Source organism: Pseudomonas sp. M1 (assembly GCF_022760135.1).
GTDB classification, from domain to species: Bacteria; Pseudomonadota; Gammaproteobacteria; order Pseudomonadales; family Pseudomonadaceae; genus Pseudomonas; species Pseudomonas citronellolis.
In genome coordinates this window covers 718,979-735,213 of sequence record NZ_CP094343.1, presented here as the reverse complement: position 1 = coordinate 735,213, position 16,235 = coordinate 718,979, and the positions used below count along the sequence as shown (strand labels likewise).

15 protein-coding genes are annotated in these 16,235 nt (G+C 68.9%); 5 read left to right on the top strand and 10 right to left on the bottom strand.

Annotated features, from left to right (window positions below; genetic code table 11):
* Positions 1–346 precede the first annotated feature (346 nt).
* A complete protein-coding gene (locus PM1_RS03185) occupies positions 347–718 on the top strand; it encodes a PilZ domain-containing protein (protein WP_009613140.1) in 372 nt (123 codons plus the stop codon).
* A gap of 1,147 nt (positions 719–1,865) precedes the next feature.
* Here PM1_RS03185 and radA read toward each other — a convergent pair.
* The 3 genes from radA to PM1_RS03170 all read right to left on the bottom strand — a co-directional run bounded on the left by radA (position 1,866) and on the right by PM1_RS03170 (position 3,897).
* A complete protein-coding gene (gene radA / locus PM1_RS03180) occupies positions 1,866–3,239 on the bottom strand; it encodes a DNA repair protein RadA (RefSeq protein ID WP_009613141.1) in 1,374 nt (457 codons plus the stop codon).
* A gap of 95 nt (positions 3,240–3,334) precedes the next feature.
* Positions 3,335–3,577 (bottom strand): hypothetical protein, encoded by a 243-nt coding sequence (locus PM1_RS03175; RefSeq protein ID WP_009613142.1) that lies wholly within the window; start codon positions 3,575–3,577, stop codon positions 3,335–3,337.
* Positions 3,578–3,654: 77 nt separating this feature from the next.
* On the bottom strand, positions 3,655–3,897 hold the full coding sequence (locus PM1_RS03170; RefSeq protein ID WP_009613144.1) for a YdcH family protein: 243 nt from the start codon (positions 3,895–3,897) through the stop codon (positions 3,655–3,657).
* A gap of 191 nt (positions 3,898–4,088) precedes the next feature.
* Here PM1_RS03170 and mscL point away from each other — a divergent pair, with 191 nt between their 5' ends.
* Entirely contained in the window at positions 4,089–4,502 is a 414-nt protein-coding gene (mscL, locus tag PM1_RS03165) for a large-conductance mechanosensitive channel protein MscL (protein ID WP_009613146.1), read from the top strand.
* Between the two features lie 17 nt (positions 4,503–4,519).
* Here the strand turns inward: mscL and PM1_RS03160 are convergent, their stop codons facing one another.
* Positions 4,520–6,073, bottom strand: coding sequence for a TerC family protein (locus tag PM1_RS03160; RefSeq protein ID WP_009613147.1), 1,554 nt, complete (start codon positions 6,071–6,073; stop codon positions 4,520–4,522).
* Positions 6,074–6,261: 188 nt separating this feature from the next.
* Positions 6,262–7,038 (bottom strand): ferredoxin--NADP reductase, encoded by a 777-nt coding sequence (locus PM1_RS03155; protein ID WP_009613152.1) that lies wholly within the window; start codon positions 7,036–7,038, stop codon positions 6,262–6,264.
* A 128-nt stretch (positions 7,039–7,166) separates the two neighbouring features.
* On the opposite strand from PM1_RS03155, the gene PM1_RS03150 reads away from it, so the two are divergent.
* The 3 genes from PM1_RS03150 to PM1_RS03140 all read left to right on the top strand — a co-directional run bounded on the left by PM1_RS03150 (position 7,167) and on the right by PM1_RS03140 (position 9,041).
* Positions 7,167–8,291 carry a methyltransferase gene (locus PM1_RS03150; protein ID WP_009613154.1) on the top strand — a complete coding sequence of 375 codons (1,125 nt, stop codon included), beginning with the start codon at positions 7,167–7,169 and terminating at the stop codon, positions 8,289–8,291.
* 82 nt (positions 8,292–8,373) lie between these two features.
* Positions 8,374–8,634, top strand: a complete 261-nt coding sequence (locus tag PM1_RS03145) for an antitoxin (protein ID WP_009613156.1) — start codon at positions 8,374–8,376, stop codon at positions 8,632–8,634.
* Positions 8,631–9,041 (top strand): type II toxin-antitoxin system VapC family toxin, encoded by a 411-nt coding sequence (locus PM1_RS03140; RefSeq protein ID WP_009613158.1) that lies wholly within the window; start codon positions 8,631–8,633, stop codon positions 9,039–9,041. The genes PM1_RS03145 and PM1_RS03140 overlap by 4 nt, the downstream gene beginning before the upstream one ends.
* A gap of 749 nt (positions 9,042–9,790) precedes the next feature.
* Here PM1_RS03140 and PM1_RS03135 read toward each other — a convergent pair.
* Genes PM1_RS03135 through PM1_RS03115 form a run of 5 tightly spaced genes read right to left on the bottom strand, consistent with a single transcriptional unit; the run spans position 9,791 to position 15,958 of the window.
* Positions 9,791–10,396, bottom strand: a complete 606-nt coding sequence (locus PM1_RS03135) for a nucleotidyltransferase family protein (protein ID WP_009613168.1) — start codon at positions 10,394–10,396, stop codon at positions 9,791–9,793.
* Positions 10,393–11,361 (bottom strand): XdhC family protein, encoded by a 969-nt coding sequence (locus tag PM1_RS03130; RefSeq protein WP_024128102.1) that lies wholly within the window; start codon positions 11,359–11,361, stop codon positions 10,393–10,395. Before PM1_RS03130 ends, PM1_RS03135 begins: the two co-directional genes overlap by 4 nt.
* A 1-nt stretch (position 11,362) precedes the next feature.
* On the bottom strand, positions 11,363–12,598 hold the full coding sequence (locus tag PM1_RS03125) for a c-type cytochrome (RefSeq protein ID WP_009613170.1): 1,236 nt from the start codon (positions 12,596–12,598) through the stop codon (positions 11,363–11,365).
* 2 nt (positions 12,599–12,600) lie between these two features.
* Positions 12,601–13,134, bottom strand: coding sequence for a (2Fe-2S)-binding protein (locus PM1_RS03120; protein ID WP_009613171.1), 534 nt, complete (start codon positions 13,132–13,134; stop codon positions 12,601–12,603).
* Positions 13,127–15,958, bottom strand: coding sequence for a xanthine dehydrogenase family protein molybdopterin-binding subunit (locus tag PM1_RS03115; protein WP_009613172.1), 2,832 nt, complete (start codon positions 15,956–15,958; stop codon positions 13,127–13,129). Before PM1_RS03115 ends, PM1_RS03120 begins: the two co-directional genes overlap by 8 nt.
* Positions 15,959–16,235: the final 277 nt, after the last annotated feature.

The following is a 16,235-nucleotide window of genomic DNA, read 5'->3' as shown; positions in this document are numbered from 1 at the left end:
ACGACCTTAGTCTAGAGCCGTTGCAACGATATTGCCGCCTGAAAAGGGGCGGTCTGGTGTCGCGGCCAGCGCCGCGCAAACCGCTCTGCGTCGAGGGTTTGCGCACGGGCCGGCGCGGGCTGGGAAGCTCAGGCGGGTTGCTTGGCGTAGCGCGCCAGAACTCCGAGGATAAGCCCCTTTCCCGGAATCTTGTTGTCCATGCTCCGCTCCGCCCTGGTTTGATGGGGAACCGCCCTAGCAGCTTTGGCGACGCCCGGACGGCTGTCAAACCGCCGGCCGGCGATGCGACGGGCGACAGGGGCTTGGCTATAGTGAGGCGAACGCAAATCGGCCGGAGAGCCCACCCATGAGTGACGATCACGCTGAACGACGGCGCTTCAGCCGCATCGCCTTCGACGCCAGCACCGAGGTCGCCCAGGACGGCCAGCGCTGGAAGGCCGAATTGCAAGACCTGTCGCTGCAGGGCCTGTTGGTGACCCGCCCGCCGGGCTGGAACGGCGACCCGGGCAAGCCCTTCGAGGTGCGCATCTACCTGGGCTTCGACGCCAACATCTACATGGAGGCGGACCTGGCCTGGGAACGCGAGGGCCTGCTGGGCTTCATCTGCCGGCACATCGACCTGGACTCCATCAGCCACCTGCGCCGCCTGGTGGAACTCAACCTGGGCGACGCAAGCCTGCTGGAGCGCGAGCTGACGGCGCTGGGGGAACAGGCGTAGGGCGTACAACCGTTCGCGGTTGTACGCCGTTTGACCCAGGGTATGGCCCGCGCCCAGGTCAGCCTCGGGGCTGCCGGGAATCACGGTTAACCGGCGGATAACGTCGAACGTTATCCGCCCTGCGCCGCCCCACCCACGCCATTCCAATGTAGGAGCGCGCCCTGCGCGCGAAATCGCGGGCAGGGCCCGCTCCTACAGGTTGCCGGGGAGCACGGCATGCCTCCCCCGTAGGAGCGGACCTTGTCCGCGATAGCCGGACGTCCCGGCGCGGATCGCGGATGAGATCCGCTCCTACGCCGCCGCACCTGCGCCACTCCCCTGTAGGAGCGCGCCCTGCGCGCGAATCGCGGGCAGGGCCCGCTTACAGGTTGCCGGGGAGCACGGCATTCCTCCCCCCGTAGCGGGCCTTGTCCGCGATAGCCGGACGTCCCGGCGCGGATCGCGGATGAGATCCGCTCCTACGCCGCCCCACCCACGCCATTCCCCTGTAGGAGCGCGCCCTGCGCGCGAATCGCGGGCAGGGCCCGCTTACAGGTTGCCGGGGAGCACGGCATTCCTCCCCCCGTAGCGGGCCTTGTCCGCGATAGCCGGACGTCCCGGCGCGGATCGCGGATGAGATCCTACAGGTTGCCGGGGAGCACGGCATTCCTCCCCCGTAGGCGCGGACCTTGTCCGCGATAGCCGGAACTATCGGCGCGATTCGCGGATGAGATCCGCTCCTACGCCGCCCCACCTGCACCATTCCCCTGTAGGAGCGCGCCCTGCGCGCGAATCGCGGGCAGGGCCCGCTTACAGGTTGCCGGGGAGCACGGCATTCCTCCCCCGTAGGACCTTGTCCGCGATAGCCGGAACTATCGGCGCGATTCGCGGATGAGATCCGCTCCTACGCCGCCCCACCTGCGCCATTCCCCTGTAGGAGCGCGCCCTGCGCGCGAATCGCGGGCAGGGCCCGCTCCTACAGGTTGCCGGGGAGCACGGCATTCCTCCCCCGTAGGCGGACCTTGTCCGCGATAGCCGGATATCCCGGCGCGGATCGCGGATGAGATCCGCTACGCTGCCCCACCTACACCATTCCCTTGTAGGAGCGCACCCTGCGCGCGAATCGCGGGCAGGGCCCGCTCCTACCGTAGGGCGGGCACGGTGCGCGCTATTCGAACAACGCATCCAGCGCCTGCTCCAGGCGCGTCACCGGGATCACCTGTAGCCCCGGCGGGGCCTCCTTGGGGGCGTTGCCCTGGGGCACGATGGCGCGCTTGAAGCCGTGCTTGGCGGCTTCCTTCAGGCGTTCCTGGCCGCTGGGCACCGGGCGCACCTCGCCGGACAGGCCGACCTCGCCGAACACCAGCAGTTGATGATCCAGCGGCCGGTTGCGCAGGCTGGACATCACCGCCGCCATCAGCGCCAGGTCCGACGCGGTTTCCAGCACCTTCACCCCGCCCACCACGTTGAGGAACACGTCCTGGTCGTAGGTGGGGATGCCGCCGTGGCGGTGCAGCACCGCCAGCAGCATGGCCAGGCGGTTCTGGTCCAGGCCCAGGGTGACGCGCCGCGGGTTGGCCAGGTGGCTGGTGTCGACCAGCGCCTGCACCTCCACCAGCATCGGCCGCGAGCCTTCCCAGGTGGCCATGACCACGCTGCCGGGCACCGATTCCTGGGCGCGGGTGAGGAAGATCGCCGAAGGGTTGGAGACCTCCTTCAGGCCACGGTCGGTCATGGCGAACACGCCCAGTTCGTTGACCGCGCCGAAGCGGTTCTTCACCGCCCGCAGCAGGCGCAGGCGGCCGTCGGACTCGCCCTCGAAATACAGCACGGTGTCGACCATGTGCTCCAGCACCCGCGGGCCGGCCAGGGCGCCTTCCTTGGTGACGTGGCCGACCAGGAAGATCGCCGTGCCGCTCTGCTTGGCGAAGCGCACCAGCAACGCGGCGCTCTCGCGCACCTGGGCGACGCCGCCGGGGGCCGATTGCAGCTGTTCGGTGAAGATGGTCTGGATGGAGTCGATCACCATCACCTTGGGCTGCTCGTGGCGAGCAGTGGCGATGATGCTCTCGATGCAGGTCTCGGTCATGACCTTGAGCTTGTCTTCCGGCAGGCCCAGGCGCCGCGCGCGCATGGCCACCTGCTGCTGCGACTCTTCGCCGGTGACGTAGAGCGCCGGCATGCGGTTGGCGATGCTGCACAGGGTCTGCAGGAGGATGGTCGACTTGCCGATGCCGGGGTCGCCGCCGATGAGCACGACGGAGCCGTCCACCAGGCCGCCGCCGAGGACGCGGTCGAGTTCGTTGGAGGCGGTGCTGAAGCGCGGCATCTCCTCGACGCTGACTTCCGCCAGGGTCTTGATGTTGGCCTGCTGCCCGGCCCAGCCGCCGCGTCCGGAACTGCCGGAGCCACCGGTGGGCGTGGTGTCGACGACGGTCTCCACCAGGGTGTTCCAGGCGCCGCAGTCGGCGCACTGGCCGGCCCATTTGGGGAAGGTGGCGCCGCACTCGGTGCAGCCGTACATGCGCTTGGCCTTGGCCATGGGCGGACTCCGTCGAAGACAAAGCCCGCATCATAGCGGTTCGCGCCTGACGCTTCAGCCCGCTGCGACAGTGGCCGACGGATGCGGCCGAAGGATCAGCCCGCCAGCAGGCGGTACTGGCTCTCCATGTCGTAGCGCAGGCCTTCGCGGCGCATGATCAGCGCGGCCAGGGTGCCGTCCGGGCGCTCGATGCCCTCTTCCACCCGGCTGATGCGCTGGTCCAGCAATTCGTACTGCAGTTTCAGACGTACCAGACGCTCCTGGGCCCGGCGCGGGTCGAACGAGGTCTTGGCCTGCTTGCGGAGGGTCTTGCCGAGGGGACGCTGCTCTTTACGCATGGCTGATCACCAGCAGTAGAAAAAGTTGTCCGAAGACTACGCCCGACCTCGGCGAGCTCCCTTGATATCGATCAAGCTCAGCTTGAACGCTGCAGCAGCTCGGCGATCTCGTCCTTCAGGGCGACGCGCTGCAGCTTGAGGTTGTTCAGGGCCAGGTCATCCAGCGGCTCGCGGCCGTCCTCGATGTCGTAGATGCGCCGGTCCAGCTCCTCGTAGGTGCCGGCCAGGCGGGTGAAATGGCTGTTCTCGCCGATAAGCTTGGCGATCTTGGCGCGCTGATCGGGAAACTCACGGGCCAGGGGATGGTGCTCCAGCGGCATGGCGGTCCTCCTTACTGCGTGGGTGGATGATTCCCTTCAGCCTAGACCACCACCGAATTTCGCCCAGCGCCGCCGGTCATGCCGGAACTTTTGCGCTGGCGGCTGTCCATGCCGGCTCGGGGGAGTGTTCAACACCGGCGCGGCCGCTAAACTCCCCCCTGTCCCTCTCTATCCCTACAAGGAGTCTGTGCATGAGTCTGCTTAGCGAGTTCAAGGCCTTTGCCGTCAAAGGCAACGTGGTCGACATGGCCGTCGGTATCATCATCGGCGCCGCCTTCGGCAAGATCGTCTCGTCCTTCGTCGGCGACGTGATCATGCCGCCGATCGGCCTGCTGATCGGGGGGGTCGACTTCTCCGACCTGGCCATCACCCTCAAGGCCGCCGAGGGCGACGTCCCGGCGGTGGTGCTGGCCTACGGCAAGTTCATCCAGACCTGCCTGGACTTCCTGATCGTCGCCTTCGCCATCTTCATGGGCGTGAAGGCCATCAACCGGCTCAAGCGCGAAGAGGCCGCCGCCCCCGAAGCGCCGCCGGCGCCGACGCCCGAGGAAGTGCTGCTGACCGAGATCCGCGACCTGCTGAAGAACCAGCAGAACCGCAGCTGAGCCGGCCCCGCGCGCCGTCAGGCGGCGCGCGGCGGCTGCAGCAGCAGGCGCTCGACGCGCCGCTCCTTCACCTCCAGCACCCGCAGGCGCCAGCCGCGGTGCTCCAGTTCGTCACCGGCCGCCGGCAGGCGGTCCAGCAGGTGCAGCGCCAGGCCGCCCAGGGTGCGGCAATCCTCCGGCGCCTGGCCGCGGAAGCCGATGCGCTCGGCCAGCAGCGCCAGGGTGGTGGCGCCGCGCACGCGCCAGCCATCGCTGCCCTTCTCGATGTCCGGGCCGGTCATCTCGCTGGCGTCCGGCAGTTCGCCAGCAATCGCCTGGAGAATGTCGGTCAGCGTCAGCAGGCCCTCGAAACCGCCGAACTCGTTGACCACGAAAGCCACGTGGGTCGAGGCCTGGCGCATCTGTTCCAGGGCGCCGAGCACGCTGCAGCTGTCCGGCAGGTTCAACGGCGCCCGCAGCAGCGGCTCGATGTCCGGCTGGCGGCCGGCGAGGATGGCCTTTAACAGTTCCTTCTTGTGCACGTAGCCCAGCGGCTCGTCCACCTGGCCGGCGCGGATCACCAGCAGGCGCGAAAAGGGCGAATCCAGCAGCACCTGGCGCGTCTGCCCGGCGTCGGCATCGAGGTCGATGCGGTGCACCTCGGTGCGCTCGGTCATCACCGTGCGGATGGAGCGCTCGGCCAGCTCCAGCACGCCGCTGATGAGCACCCGCTCGCGGCGGTCGAAGGGTGCGTCGGCCGGTTCCTCGCCCAGCATGTCGGCGATCTCCTCGCCCACCTCGTCGGCCTCCACCTTGCCGCCCAGCAGGCGCAGCACCGCGTAGCGCGTGCGCTCGCGCGGGCCGCGGCTGCCCTGCAGGCTGCGCCGGCGGCGCCAGCGCACCGCCTGGTTGGCCAGCTCGATGAGGATCGAGAAGCCGATGGCGGCGTACAGGTAGCCCTTCGGGATGTGCAAGCCCAGGCCCTCGGCGGTGAGGCTGAAGCCGATCATCATGAGGAAGCCCAGGCACAGCATGATCACCGTGGGGTGGGCGTTGACGAAGGCGGTCAGCGGTTTGCTGGCGACCATCATCAGGGCCATGGAGAAGACCACGGCGATCATCATCACTTCCAGTTGCTCGACCATGCCTACGGCGGTGATCACCGCGTCCAGGGAGAACACCGCGTCGAGCACCACGATCTGCGCCACCACCGGCCAGAACGCGGCGTAGACCCGCGCGCCGCCAGCCTTGTGCACGCGCCCTTCCAGGCGCTCGTGCAATTCCAGGGTGGCCTTGAACAGCAGGAACAGGCCGCCGAACAGCATGATCAGGTCACGCCCGGAGAAGGCCTTGCCGAAGACCTCGAACAGCGGTTCGGTGAGGGTCACCAGCCAGGAGATGCTGGCCAGCAGGCCCAGGCGCATCAGCAGCGCCAGCGACAGGCCGATCAGCCGGGCGCGGTCGCGCAGCTGCGGCGGCAGCTTGTCGGCGAGGATGGCGATGAACACCAGGTTGTCGATGCCCAGCACCAGCTCCAGCAGGATCAGGGTGAGCAGGCCGAGCCAGGCCGTAGGGTCCAGGAGCCACTCCATGGTCAGCTCCGGGGCGCGCGCAGGGGCGCGGCGAGGGTGTGGGGAAAGGTACTACTGAAGGGGTCGTCGGCCGCCGGGGGCGGCTCGCTCGTGTGGCAGTCCATGGGGTTCCAGGGGCTATGGATGGACGGCCATCCTAAGGGCAAAGAGGCCCGCCCCTTAAGCGGGCAATCTTTTCCAAATCTTGCCTACCAGTAGTTCTCCACGGCGATCTGCCCGGGCTTGCGCGTCAGCGCCAGGCTCATGCCGCGGGTCTTCAGCACCGCGCGGGTGTCCTCGATCATCTGCGGGTTGCCGCAGAGCATCACCCGCGAATGCTCGGGGGTGAGTCCCAGGCCGGCGGCGCGTTCCAGCTCGCCGTTCTCGATCAGCGTGGTGATGCGCGCGCCCAGGCAGCCGGGCACCTGCTCGCGGGTCACCACCGGAATGAACTGCAGCTTGTGCGCGTGCTCGGCCAGGTAGTCGCGCCCGGCCAGGCCGGCGATGAGTTCGCGGTAGGCCAGTTCCTTTTCCTCGCGGGCGCTGTAGACCAGCTTGATGGTCTCGAAGCGCTCCCACACCTCGAAGTCCTGGAGGATCGACAGGAAGGGCGCAAGCCCGGTGCCAGTGGCCAGCAGCCAGAGGTCGCGGCCGTCGGGGAAGCGGTCGAGGGTGAGGAAGCCGAAGGCCTGGCGGTCGACCAGCAACTGGTCGCCCTCGCGCAGGCGGCTCAGCTCGCTGGTGAACTCCCCGCCCGGCACCACGATGGAGAAGAACTCCAGGTGCTCGTCGTGGGGCGCCGAGACCATCGAATAGGCGCGCCAGACGATGCTGCCGCTGGGCTTGTACACGCCCAGGCGGGCGAACTGCCCGGCGCGGAAGCGAAAGCCCGCGTCGCGCGTGGTGCGCAGGGTGAACAGGCTGGGGGTCAGCGTCTGCACGTCGAGCAGCGTCTGACGGGTGAACTTCTCTTCGCTGGCGGTCATACTCCGCTCCCGATCCAATCTCTGCCTACAGTTTCTCCCATCGCAAGAGCGAGAAACACCGTCAGATATCAGGGCCTTTGCCGCAAACCGCGGCCGGCCTGACCTGGCGCAACGAAAAAGCGATGCCCATGCCGACCTTCCACACGCCCTTCGCCGAACTCGACCTGATCCGCCAGCCGGAGCAACGCAACGACCCGCTGCAAGCCTTCGACGCCGCCGACGAATACCTGCTGCGCCAGGTGGCCGCCGACGGCCTGGCCGGGGATTGCCGGGTGCTGGTGCTCAACGACGCCTTCGGCGCCCTGGCCGCGGGCCTGGCCGGGCACGCGCAGGTGACCAGCAGCGGCGACTCCTTCCTCGCCGCCCTGGCCCTGGGCAAGAACCTGGCGCGCAACGGCCTGGCGGAGGACGCGGTGGCCTTCGTGCCGGCCAGCGAAACCCCGGCGGGCCCCTTCGACCTGGTGCTGCTGCGGGTGCCCAAGACCCTGGCCCTGCTGGAGGAACAGCTGATCCGCCTGCACGGCCGCCTGGCGCCGGGCGCGCGGGTGATCGCCGGGGCCATGGTCAAGCACCTGCCGCGCGCCGCCGGCGACCTGCTGGAGAAATACATCGGCCCGGTGCAGGCCTCGCTGGCCGAAAAGAAGGCCCGCCTGCTGTTCGCCACGCCTGTGGATAAAGCTCCGGTCGCCTCGCCCTACCCCAGCCGCTACACGCTGGACGAGCCGAAGCTGGAACTGCTCAACCACGCCAACGTGTTCTGCCGCGAAGGCCTGGACATCGGCACCCGCGCCTTCCTCCCGCACCTGCCGCGCGGCCTGGGCCACGCCAGGGTGGCGGACCTGGGCTGCGGCAACGGCGTGCTCGCCATCGCCAGCGCCCTGGCCAACCCGGAGGCCCACTACTGCCTGGTGGACGAATCCTTCATGGCCGTGCAGTCGGCCCGCGAGAACTGGCGCGCCGCCCTGGGCGAACGCGAGGCGGAATTCCGCGCCGCCGACGGCCTGGCCGGGCAGCCGGAAAACTCCCTGGACCTGGTGCTGTGCAACCCGCCCTTCCACCAGCAGCAGGTGGTCGGCGACTTCCTCGCCTGGCGCATGTTCCAGCAGGCCCGCCACGCGCTGGTCAGCGGCGGCCAGCTGTGGATAGTCGGCAACCGCCACCTGGGCTACCACGCCAAGCTCAAGCGCCTGTTCCGCGGCGTCGAGCAGGTGGCGGCGAACCCGAAGTTCGTGGTGCTCAAGGCGAGCAAGTAGGACCGACGGTCATTGCCTTCCATGGGGCGACGGCGCAGGATACACACATAGCTGTACACACATACCTGTGGAGGTCCTTGCCATGTCCTCGCCCACACTCCCCAGCCGCGTCTTCATGAACGGCAACAGCCAGGCGGTGCGCATTCCCCAGGAGTTCCGCCTGGACGCCAGCCGCGTGGAAATCCGCCGCCAGGCCAATGGCGACCTGGTCATCCACCCGCTGCCCGAGGACCGCGGCGAGGCGTTGCTGCAGGCGCTGTCCGGCTTCGACGACGAGTTCATCGAAGCACTGGAGGAAGGGCAGCGCGAACAGCCGCCGATGCAGGAGCGGGAAGAGCTGTGAAATACCTGCTCGACACCAACATCCTCATCTACCTGCTGAAGAACCGCCCGGAATCCGTGGCCCGACGGGTCAACGCCCTGCCCGCCGACGCCGGCCTGTGCATGTCCTTCTTCACCTACGCCGAGTTGCTCAAGGGCGCCGAACGCAGCACCCGGCGCAGCGAGGTCCTGCGCCAGCTGGAGCGCCTGACGCGCCAGGTGCCGGTGGTCTACGACGGCACCCCGCGCCTGTGCGAGCACTACGCGACGCAGTTCACCCGCCTCAAGCTGGCCGGCACGCCGATCGGCGCCAACGACCTGTGGATCGCCTGTCACGCCCTGGCGCTGGAGGCGACCCTGGTGACGCACAACACCCGCGAGTTCGAACGCATCGACGGGCTGTGCCTGGAAGATTGGGCGGCCGAGTAGGGCATCGCGGACGGAGTCCGCTGCTACGCGGCCCCAACCGCGCCGCATCCCTGTAGGAGCGCGCCCTGCGCGCGAATCGCGGGCAGGGCCCGCTCCTACAAGTTACCGGGAGGCACGGTATTCCTCCCCCGTAGGAGCGGACCTTGTCCGCGATAGCCGGAGGTATCGGCGCGGATCGCGGATGAGATCTCCTACGCTGCCCCAGCCGCGCCACGCCCCTGTAGGAGCGCGCCCTGCGCGCGAATCGCGGGCAGGGCCCGCTACAAGTTACCGGGAGGCACGGTATGCCTCCCCCGTAGGAGCGGACCTTGTCCGCGATAGCCGGAGGTATCGGCGCGGTTCGCGGATGAGATCCGCTCCTACGCCGCCCCAGCCGCGCCATTCCCCTGTAGGAGCGCGCCCTGCGCGCGAATCGCGGGCAGGGCCCGCTCCTACAAGTTACCGGGAGGCACGGTATTCCTCCCCCGTAGGAGCGGACCTTGTCCGCGATAGCCGGAGGTATCGGCGCGGTTCGCGGATGAGATCCGCTACGCTGCCCCAGCTGCGCCATTCCCCTGTAGGAGCGCGCCCTGCGCGCGATTCGCGGGCAGGGCCCGCTCCTACAAGTTGCCGGGGAGCACGGTATGCCTCCCCCGTAGGAGCGGGTCTTGTCCCTCCACCCCCGACAGGTTCCTACCCTAACGCCATACAAGCGGACCTTGTCCGCGATAGCCGGACGTATCGGCGCGGTTCGCGGATGAGATCCGCTCCTACGCGGCCCCACCCGCGCCATTCCCTTGTAGGAGCGAGCCGGGTGTTAGGGACGCGGGGGTATCTACGTCGCGCAGGACGCCGGGGTCGTTCACGTCGATGGGTTGCCAGGCTTCGCGGTGAGCTTGCAGTACCGCGCGGGCGCCTTCGTCGCCTTGCAGGGCGCGGAGTTCCGGCCAGAAGGCTCGGCCGAAGAGGACCGGGTGGCCACGTTGGCCTTGGTGCAGGGGGAAGACGATGCACTGTTCGCTGGCCTGCGAGGCCAGCAGGCGCAGGGTTTGCGGGGCTATCCAGGGCATGTCGGCGAGCAGGATCGCCACGCTGGTGGCCGGGTTGTCGGCCAGCGCGGCGACGCCGGCGGCGAGGCTGTGGCCCAGGCCGGATTCCGCCTCCGCGCAGCGCACGATGGAGATATCCACAGGCACGCCGAGCGCTAGCGGATCATCCTCCGGGCGCAGCACCACGCAGACCTCGTCGAACGCCTCGCAGGCATTGGCCAGGCTAGCCGCCAGCAAACCACGGCCATCGGCCAGGCGCGCCTGGCGCTTGTCGGTGCCGAAGCGCCGGCCGAAGCCGGCTGCCAGCAGCAGCGCGACGGTCGTCACAGGCTTTCGCGCTCGATGCCGCTGCGGGTGCGGAGGATGTCGGCGAGCACCGCCAGGGCGATTTCCGCCGGGGTCTTGCTGCCCAGGTTGAGGCCGATGGGCGCGTGGATGCGCGCCAGCTCCGCCTCGCCCAGGCCGCCGACGCGCTCCAGGCGCTCCATGCGCCTGGCCGAGGTGGTGCGCGAGCCCATCACGCCGATGTAGAAAGCTTCGGTGCGCACCGCTTCGAGCATCGCCAGGTCGTCGATCTTCGGGTCGTGGGTCAGCGCCACCACCGCGGTATCGGCGTGGCAGCCGCCGTTGGCGATGAAGATCGACGGCAGCTCGCGGCGAATCTCGATGCCGTCCAGCTCGACGCCATCCAGCGCTTCCTCGCGCGGATCGCAGAGGATCACTTCAAAGCCCAGGCCCTTGCCGAACTCGGCGCAGGCATGGGCCACGCTGGAATAGCCGGCCAGCAGCAGGCGCTGGGCTGCGCCGACGCGCAGCTGCACCGCGCCGGCGTCACGTTCCACGCGCGGGCCGTGGCTGTGGTCGTCGTACAGGTTGCGCGCGCCGCTGGCCAGGTCCACCCGGCGCAGCAGGCGGCGCTGGCCGAGCAGCGCCGCTTCCAGCTCGCGCAGGTGCGCCTGGACTTCGCAGTCCGGCGCCAGGTTTTCCACCAGCACGTCGAGGATGCCGCCGCAGGGCAGGCGGATGTTGCTGCGCTCGTCGCCTTCGCCGTAGCGCACCACCTTCACCGGCTCGGCGAACTCCCCGGCGGCCACGCGCTCGAGGAAGTCGTCCTCGACGCAGCCGCCGGACAGCGAGCCCACCCACTGCCCGCCCTGGTTCACCGCCAGCAGCGAGCCCGGCGCGCGCGGCGCCGAGCCGTAGGTGAAGAGCACGGTGCAGAGCCAGACACGCTGGCCCTCCCGGGACCAGCGCAGCGCCTGGCGGATCACTTGCAGATCGAGATGTTGCACTTCACATCGCCTTGCCGGCATGGACCGGCACACCATCGGACTTCAGTTGCGCAACCGCCTTGGCGTCGAGGTCGCCGGGCAGGCCGCCCCAGCTTTGACGCAGGTAGTTGAGCAGATCGGTGAGTTGCGCGTCATCCAGTTTATCCGCGAAGCCGGGCATCGGCTGCATGCGCTCGAAACCGCCGAACTGCTGTTCGCCGATGCCGTCGACGATCACCCGCAGCAGGTTGCGCGAGTCGGCCAGGCGCAGGGTGGTGTTGCCCTGCATGGCCACGGCGATGTGCGGCTTGCCCTCGCCTTCGGTGCCGTGGCAGCCGGCGCAGACGTTGAGGTACTGCTGGCGGCCGCGCTTGGCGCTGGCGGACAGCTGTGGATAAGCCACCGCCTGCACCGCCCTGGCCGCCGGCGGCTGGTCGCCCAGCAGGTAGCTGGCCATGGCCTGCAGGTCGGCGCTGTCCAGGTGCTGGGTGCTGTGGTGCAGCACCGGGAACATCTCGTTGAACATGCTGCCCTGGGCGCTCATGCCGTGCTCCAGGAAGGCCGACAGGTCGGCGTGGTTCCAGCCGCGCGCGGCCAGGTCCTCGGGCAGCAGGCTGGGCGCCAGGTAGCCGTTGAGCAGGGCGCCGGACAGGCGCTTGTCCTGCTGCAGCGCGCCGATGGCGTTGCGCGGGGTGTGGCATTCGCCGCAGTGGCCGAGCACTTCCACCAGGTACTGGCCGCGCTGCCAGGGCTCGCTCTTGCCCTCGGCGCTCTGCAGCTGGACGCTCTTGCCGTACAGCAGGTTCCAGCCGGCCAGCCCCGCGCGCACGTTGAACGGGAAGCTCAGCGCGGTCTCGGGCGCGGCGCGGTGCACCGGCTCGACGGTCATCAGGTAGGCGTGGATGGCGTCGGAATCCTCGCGCCTGATCAGGTGGTACGAGGTGTAGGGCATCGCCGGGTAGAGGTTGGCGCCGTCCTTGCGCTTGCCCTCGGTGAGGGCGGCGAAGAAGTCGTCGGCGCTGTAGTTGCCGATGCCGTAGTCCTTGTCCGGGGTGATGTTGCTGCCGTAGATGGTGCCGAACGGCGAGGCGATCGGCAGGCCGCCGGCGAAGGGCGCGCCGCCCGCCGCGGTGTGGCAGGCCGTGCAGTCGGCGGCGCGGGCCAGGTACTCGCCGCGCTTGACCAGGTCGGCGTCGGCGGCCTGGGCGCCGGCGACCAGGCCCGCGCTCAGCAGCAGGCCGGTTAGCAGTCGCGCCATGCTCAGCCCTCCTTGACCAGGCCGAGGTCGCTGAGGACCTCGGCGGTGGCGTTGTAGTAGCGCACGTAGCCGGTGCAGCGGCAGATGTGGTGGCCGAGGCTGGCCTCGATCGCCGACTCCAGCTCGCTCTTCTTCAGCGGCTGGCGCTGGGCCTTTTCCACCAGCACGGTGGCGGCGTTGACGAAGCCCGGCGCGCAGTAGCTGCACTGGAAGGCGAAGCGCTCGACGAACTTCTGCTGGATCGGGTTCAGCTCGCTCACCTGGCCCTGCGCATCGCGCTTGGCGTGGCCTTCGATGGTGCGCACCTTCTTGCCGTCGAACCAGTTGGCGCCGGTGATGCAGGTGCGCACTTCCTCGCTGGTGCCGTCGGGGTTGTCGACGATCACCACGCAGGCGTGGCAGATGCCCTGGCCGCAGCCCAGGCGCGAGCCGGTGAGGTTCTGGTATTCGTGCAGGTAGTCGATCATCGGCAGGTCTTCGGGGACCTCGACCGGGCCGACGCCTTGACCGTTGAGGGTCAGCTGGAGCTTAGCCATTGAGGGCCTCCTTGATGCGGGCGGGGGTGGCGGGCAGGTCGCGGACGCGCTTGCCGATGGCGTGGGCGATGGCGTTGCCCACGGCGCCGGCGATGGGGATCATCACCACTTCGGCGATGCCCTTGGACGGGTCGCTGGGCGACAGCGGCGGGAGGATCTCCGAGGTCTGCTGCCACACCGCCACGTCCTTGGCGCGCGGCAGGCGGTAGCGGTTGAAGTTCCAGTCGCCCTCGGCCGGGCCGCCCTCGTGCAGCGGCATCTCTTCCAGCAGCGCGTGGCCCAGGCCCATGGCGGTGCCGCCCTCGATCTGGCCCTTGACCAGCTCCGGCACCAGCACCCGGCCGCACTCCACCCAGGAGTGGTGGTTGAGCACCTGCACCTCGTGGCTGCCCTTGTTGACCTTCAGCTCCACCAGGGTGGCCACCGGGCTGTAGTAGGTGACCGCGGCGTTGTTCAGCTGCACCGGCGGGTAGTTCACGTTCCTGCGGTCCAGCAGGTGGAAGCCGGCGCTGGTCATCTGCGCCTTCTTCGCGGCCGGCGCGCCGTCGCCGTATTTCACCGCCAGGCCGTCCAGCGGCAGGCGCTCGCTGACGCCGTCGATGCTGAATTCGCACTCGGCCCAGCTCCAGCGGTTGAAGGCGTGCACCGTGGCGCCGGTGACCAGGCCGCGCTCGTGGGCGCGCCTGGCCAGCACGGCGAAGGGCAGCGGCTGCATGCCGTTGGCGGTGAGTTCGCCGTTCACCCAGTGGGCGTCCTCGCGGCGCACCACGTAGGGGTTGGCCTGGCCGCCGTAGGGGCCCTGGCGCCAGATTTCCAGGGCCGCCGGCCACAGGCCGTGGTTGAACAGCACGCGCGCCGCCTCGCGGGTGGCGTGGCTGAAGTAGTAGGCCGAGTTGGTGGCCGAGGACGCCGAGGCGTACTTGCCCACCCAGCGCGGGTTGCGCAGCTTCTCGTCCTGGGTGGCCTGGCTCATGGTGTAGGGGTCTTCGCCGCTGAGCAGTTGCAGCTCCGGCCACTGCGTCTCGGCGGTCTTCACCTCGTCCGCCGGGCGGCCGAGGAAGTCGGCGGCGACCAGGGCCTGGGAGGTGGACATGCCGGTGCCGATCTCGATGCCGATGTGGCGCAGCTGGATGCGCCCTTCGGCGTCGAACTCCAGGCTGGCCATGGGCGCCTCGGAGCCGGTGCCGAAGTCCTTCTGGCAGATGGCGAAGCCGACGCCGTACCAGTTGTCCGGGTCCTGCGCGTCGAACTGCTGCTTGCGCTCGGCACGGTTCTTCCACACCTCGTGGGCGGCGGCCTTGTCGAGGATCTCGTGCAGACGCAGGGCGCCGGCGGGCACCGCGCCCTGGGTGTTCTTCATGCCCGAGACCAGCGCGTTGCGCCGGCGCAGTTCGATGGGGTCGACGCCCAGGCGCTCGGCGATCTCGTCCACCATCATCTCGGTGGAAGCCATGCTCTGCAGGGTGCCGTAACCGCGCATGGAGCCGGCCTCGACGCCGCGCGAATGGTAGGCGGTGGCCTGCAGGTCGCTCTGCGGCATGTAGTAGATGGACTGCGCGGCGGTGGCGCCCACGGCGGCCACCGAGGCGCTGTAGTTGGCGCGGCCGCCGCCGTCCAGGCTCATCTCGGCGCGGAAGATGCGGAAGCCCAGGTCCTTCTTGTCCACCGCCAACTGGTAGCGGATGTCGAAGGCGTGGCGCTTGATGCCGCTCTGGAACTGCTCGTAGCGGTCGTTGGCCAGGCGCACCGGCACGCCTTCGCCGTACAGCGCGGCGAGGGCCGCGTAGTAGACGAAGATGTTGTGGTCCTTGGAGCCGTAGCCGACGGTGTAGCCGGGGTGGATGTTCAGCGTGGTCAGGCCGAAGCGCGACGGCGCGATCATGTGCACCGTCTCGTAGGCGGCCTCGAACGGGCACTGGGTGGCGACCACGAAGTGCAGGGTCTTGCTGGCCGGGTCGTACCAGCCGTTGCCGTTGTCCGGTTCCAGCGCGGCGGGCTCGATGGACGGCGTCCTGTAGCGCTCGTCGAAGACCAGCCAGTCGGCCGGCGGGTTGTCCACCTGGTCCTTGATCTTCTGCGCGTAGAACAGGCCCTGCTCGGTGAGGTCGCCATGCTGGCTGGGCTGCTGGTCCCACACCGGCTTGCGGTTGCGGATCATCGGGAAGAGGATCGAGGCCTTGAGGCTGGAGAACTCGTCCTCGTCGGCCGAGGTCTTCCCGCCCACCCGCACGTAGCGGAAGCTGCCGTAGGGGTCGCCCTGGTACAGCGGCGCCTGGGCGCCGTAGCGGATGGCCTTGTCGTTGAACTTCAGCTTGAGCTTGGCCCGGCGGAAGCGCTCGAAGTCGTGCCAGATGAGGATGGCCACCGGGTGGCCGATGAACATCGGCACCTTGCCGGTGGGCAGCAGCGGGTCCGGGCCGTGGGCCTCGGGGAAGGCGATGCCGTCTTTGGCCAGGTCCTCGGCGGTGACGATGCGGTCCGGCTGCAGGTCGTCACCCAGCCAGGCGAGGTCGTAGCCTTCGTAGAGGCGGTCGGCCTTGAGCGTCTTCAGCAGCATGGCGTGGCCCTGCTGCTGCGGCCAGCCGGGCATGTCCTTGGCGCGGATGTCGCGGGCGAACACCTTGTTGCCGCAGACCTTGGAAATGGCGTCGTTGCGCAAGCGCACCTTGCCGTCATGGCCGAGCCACTGCTCGGCCGGCACCGTCACGCTCTTCTCCATCAAGGCAGCGAAAGCCCGGCTGCCCAGCGGCGCCAGGGTGACGCTCACGCCGGCGATCAGACCGCCCTGGAGGAAGGCGCGCCGGGAGATATCACGGTTGGACATGGATCATCCTCTGGGCGGTGCACTACCCGCCCATGTCGTTATGGAGTTCTGGAACCGGCGGAACCGAGGCGTGGAACGGCGCGACGACGGCGTTGCGGGCCGCGTCGTCCTACGGAAAATCCTGACCGATACGTCAACTTTACCCAAATCGCACGCCTCAGGCAAAAGTTAAGCAGGGCGGTCAGCGAACCGAATGCGCCGTGGCCGTCCACTCGTCTGAAGGAAAATGCCTACCGAATTTGTTACGGCGTGCTACGCTCACCGGCCTTTGCTTAGC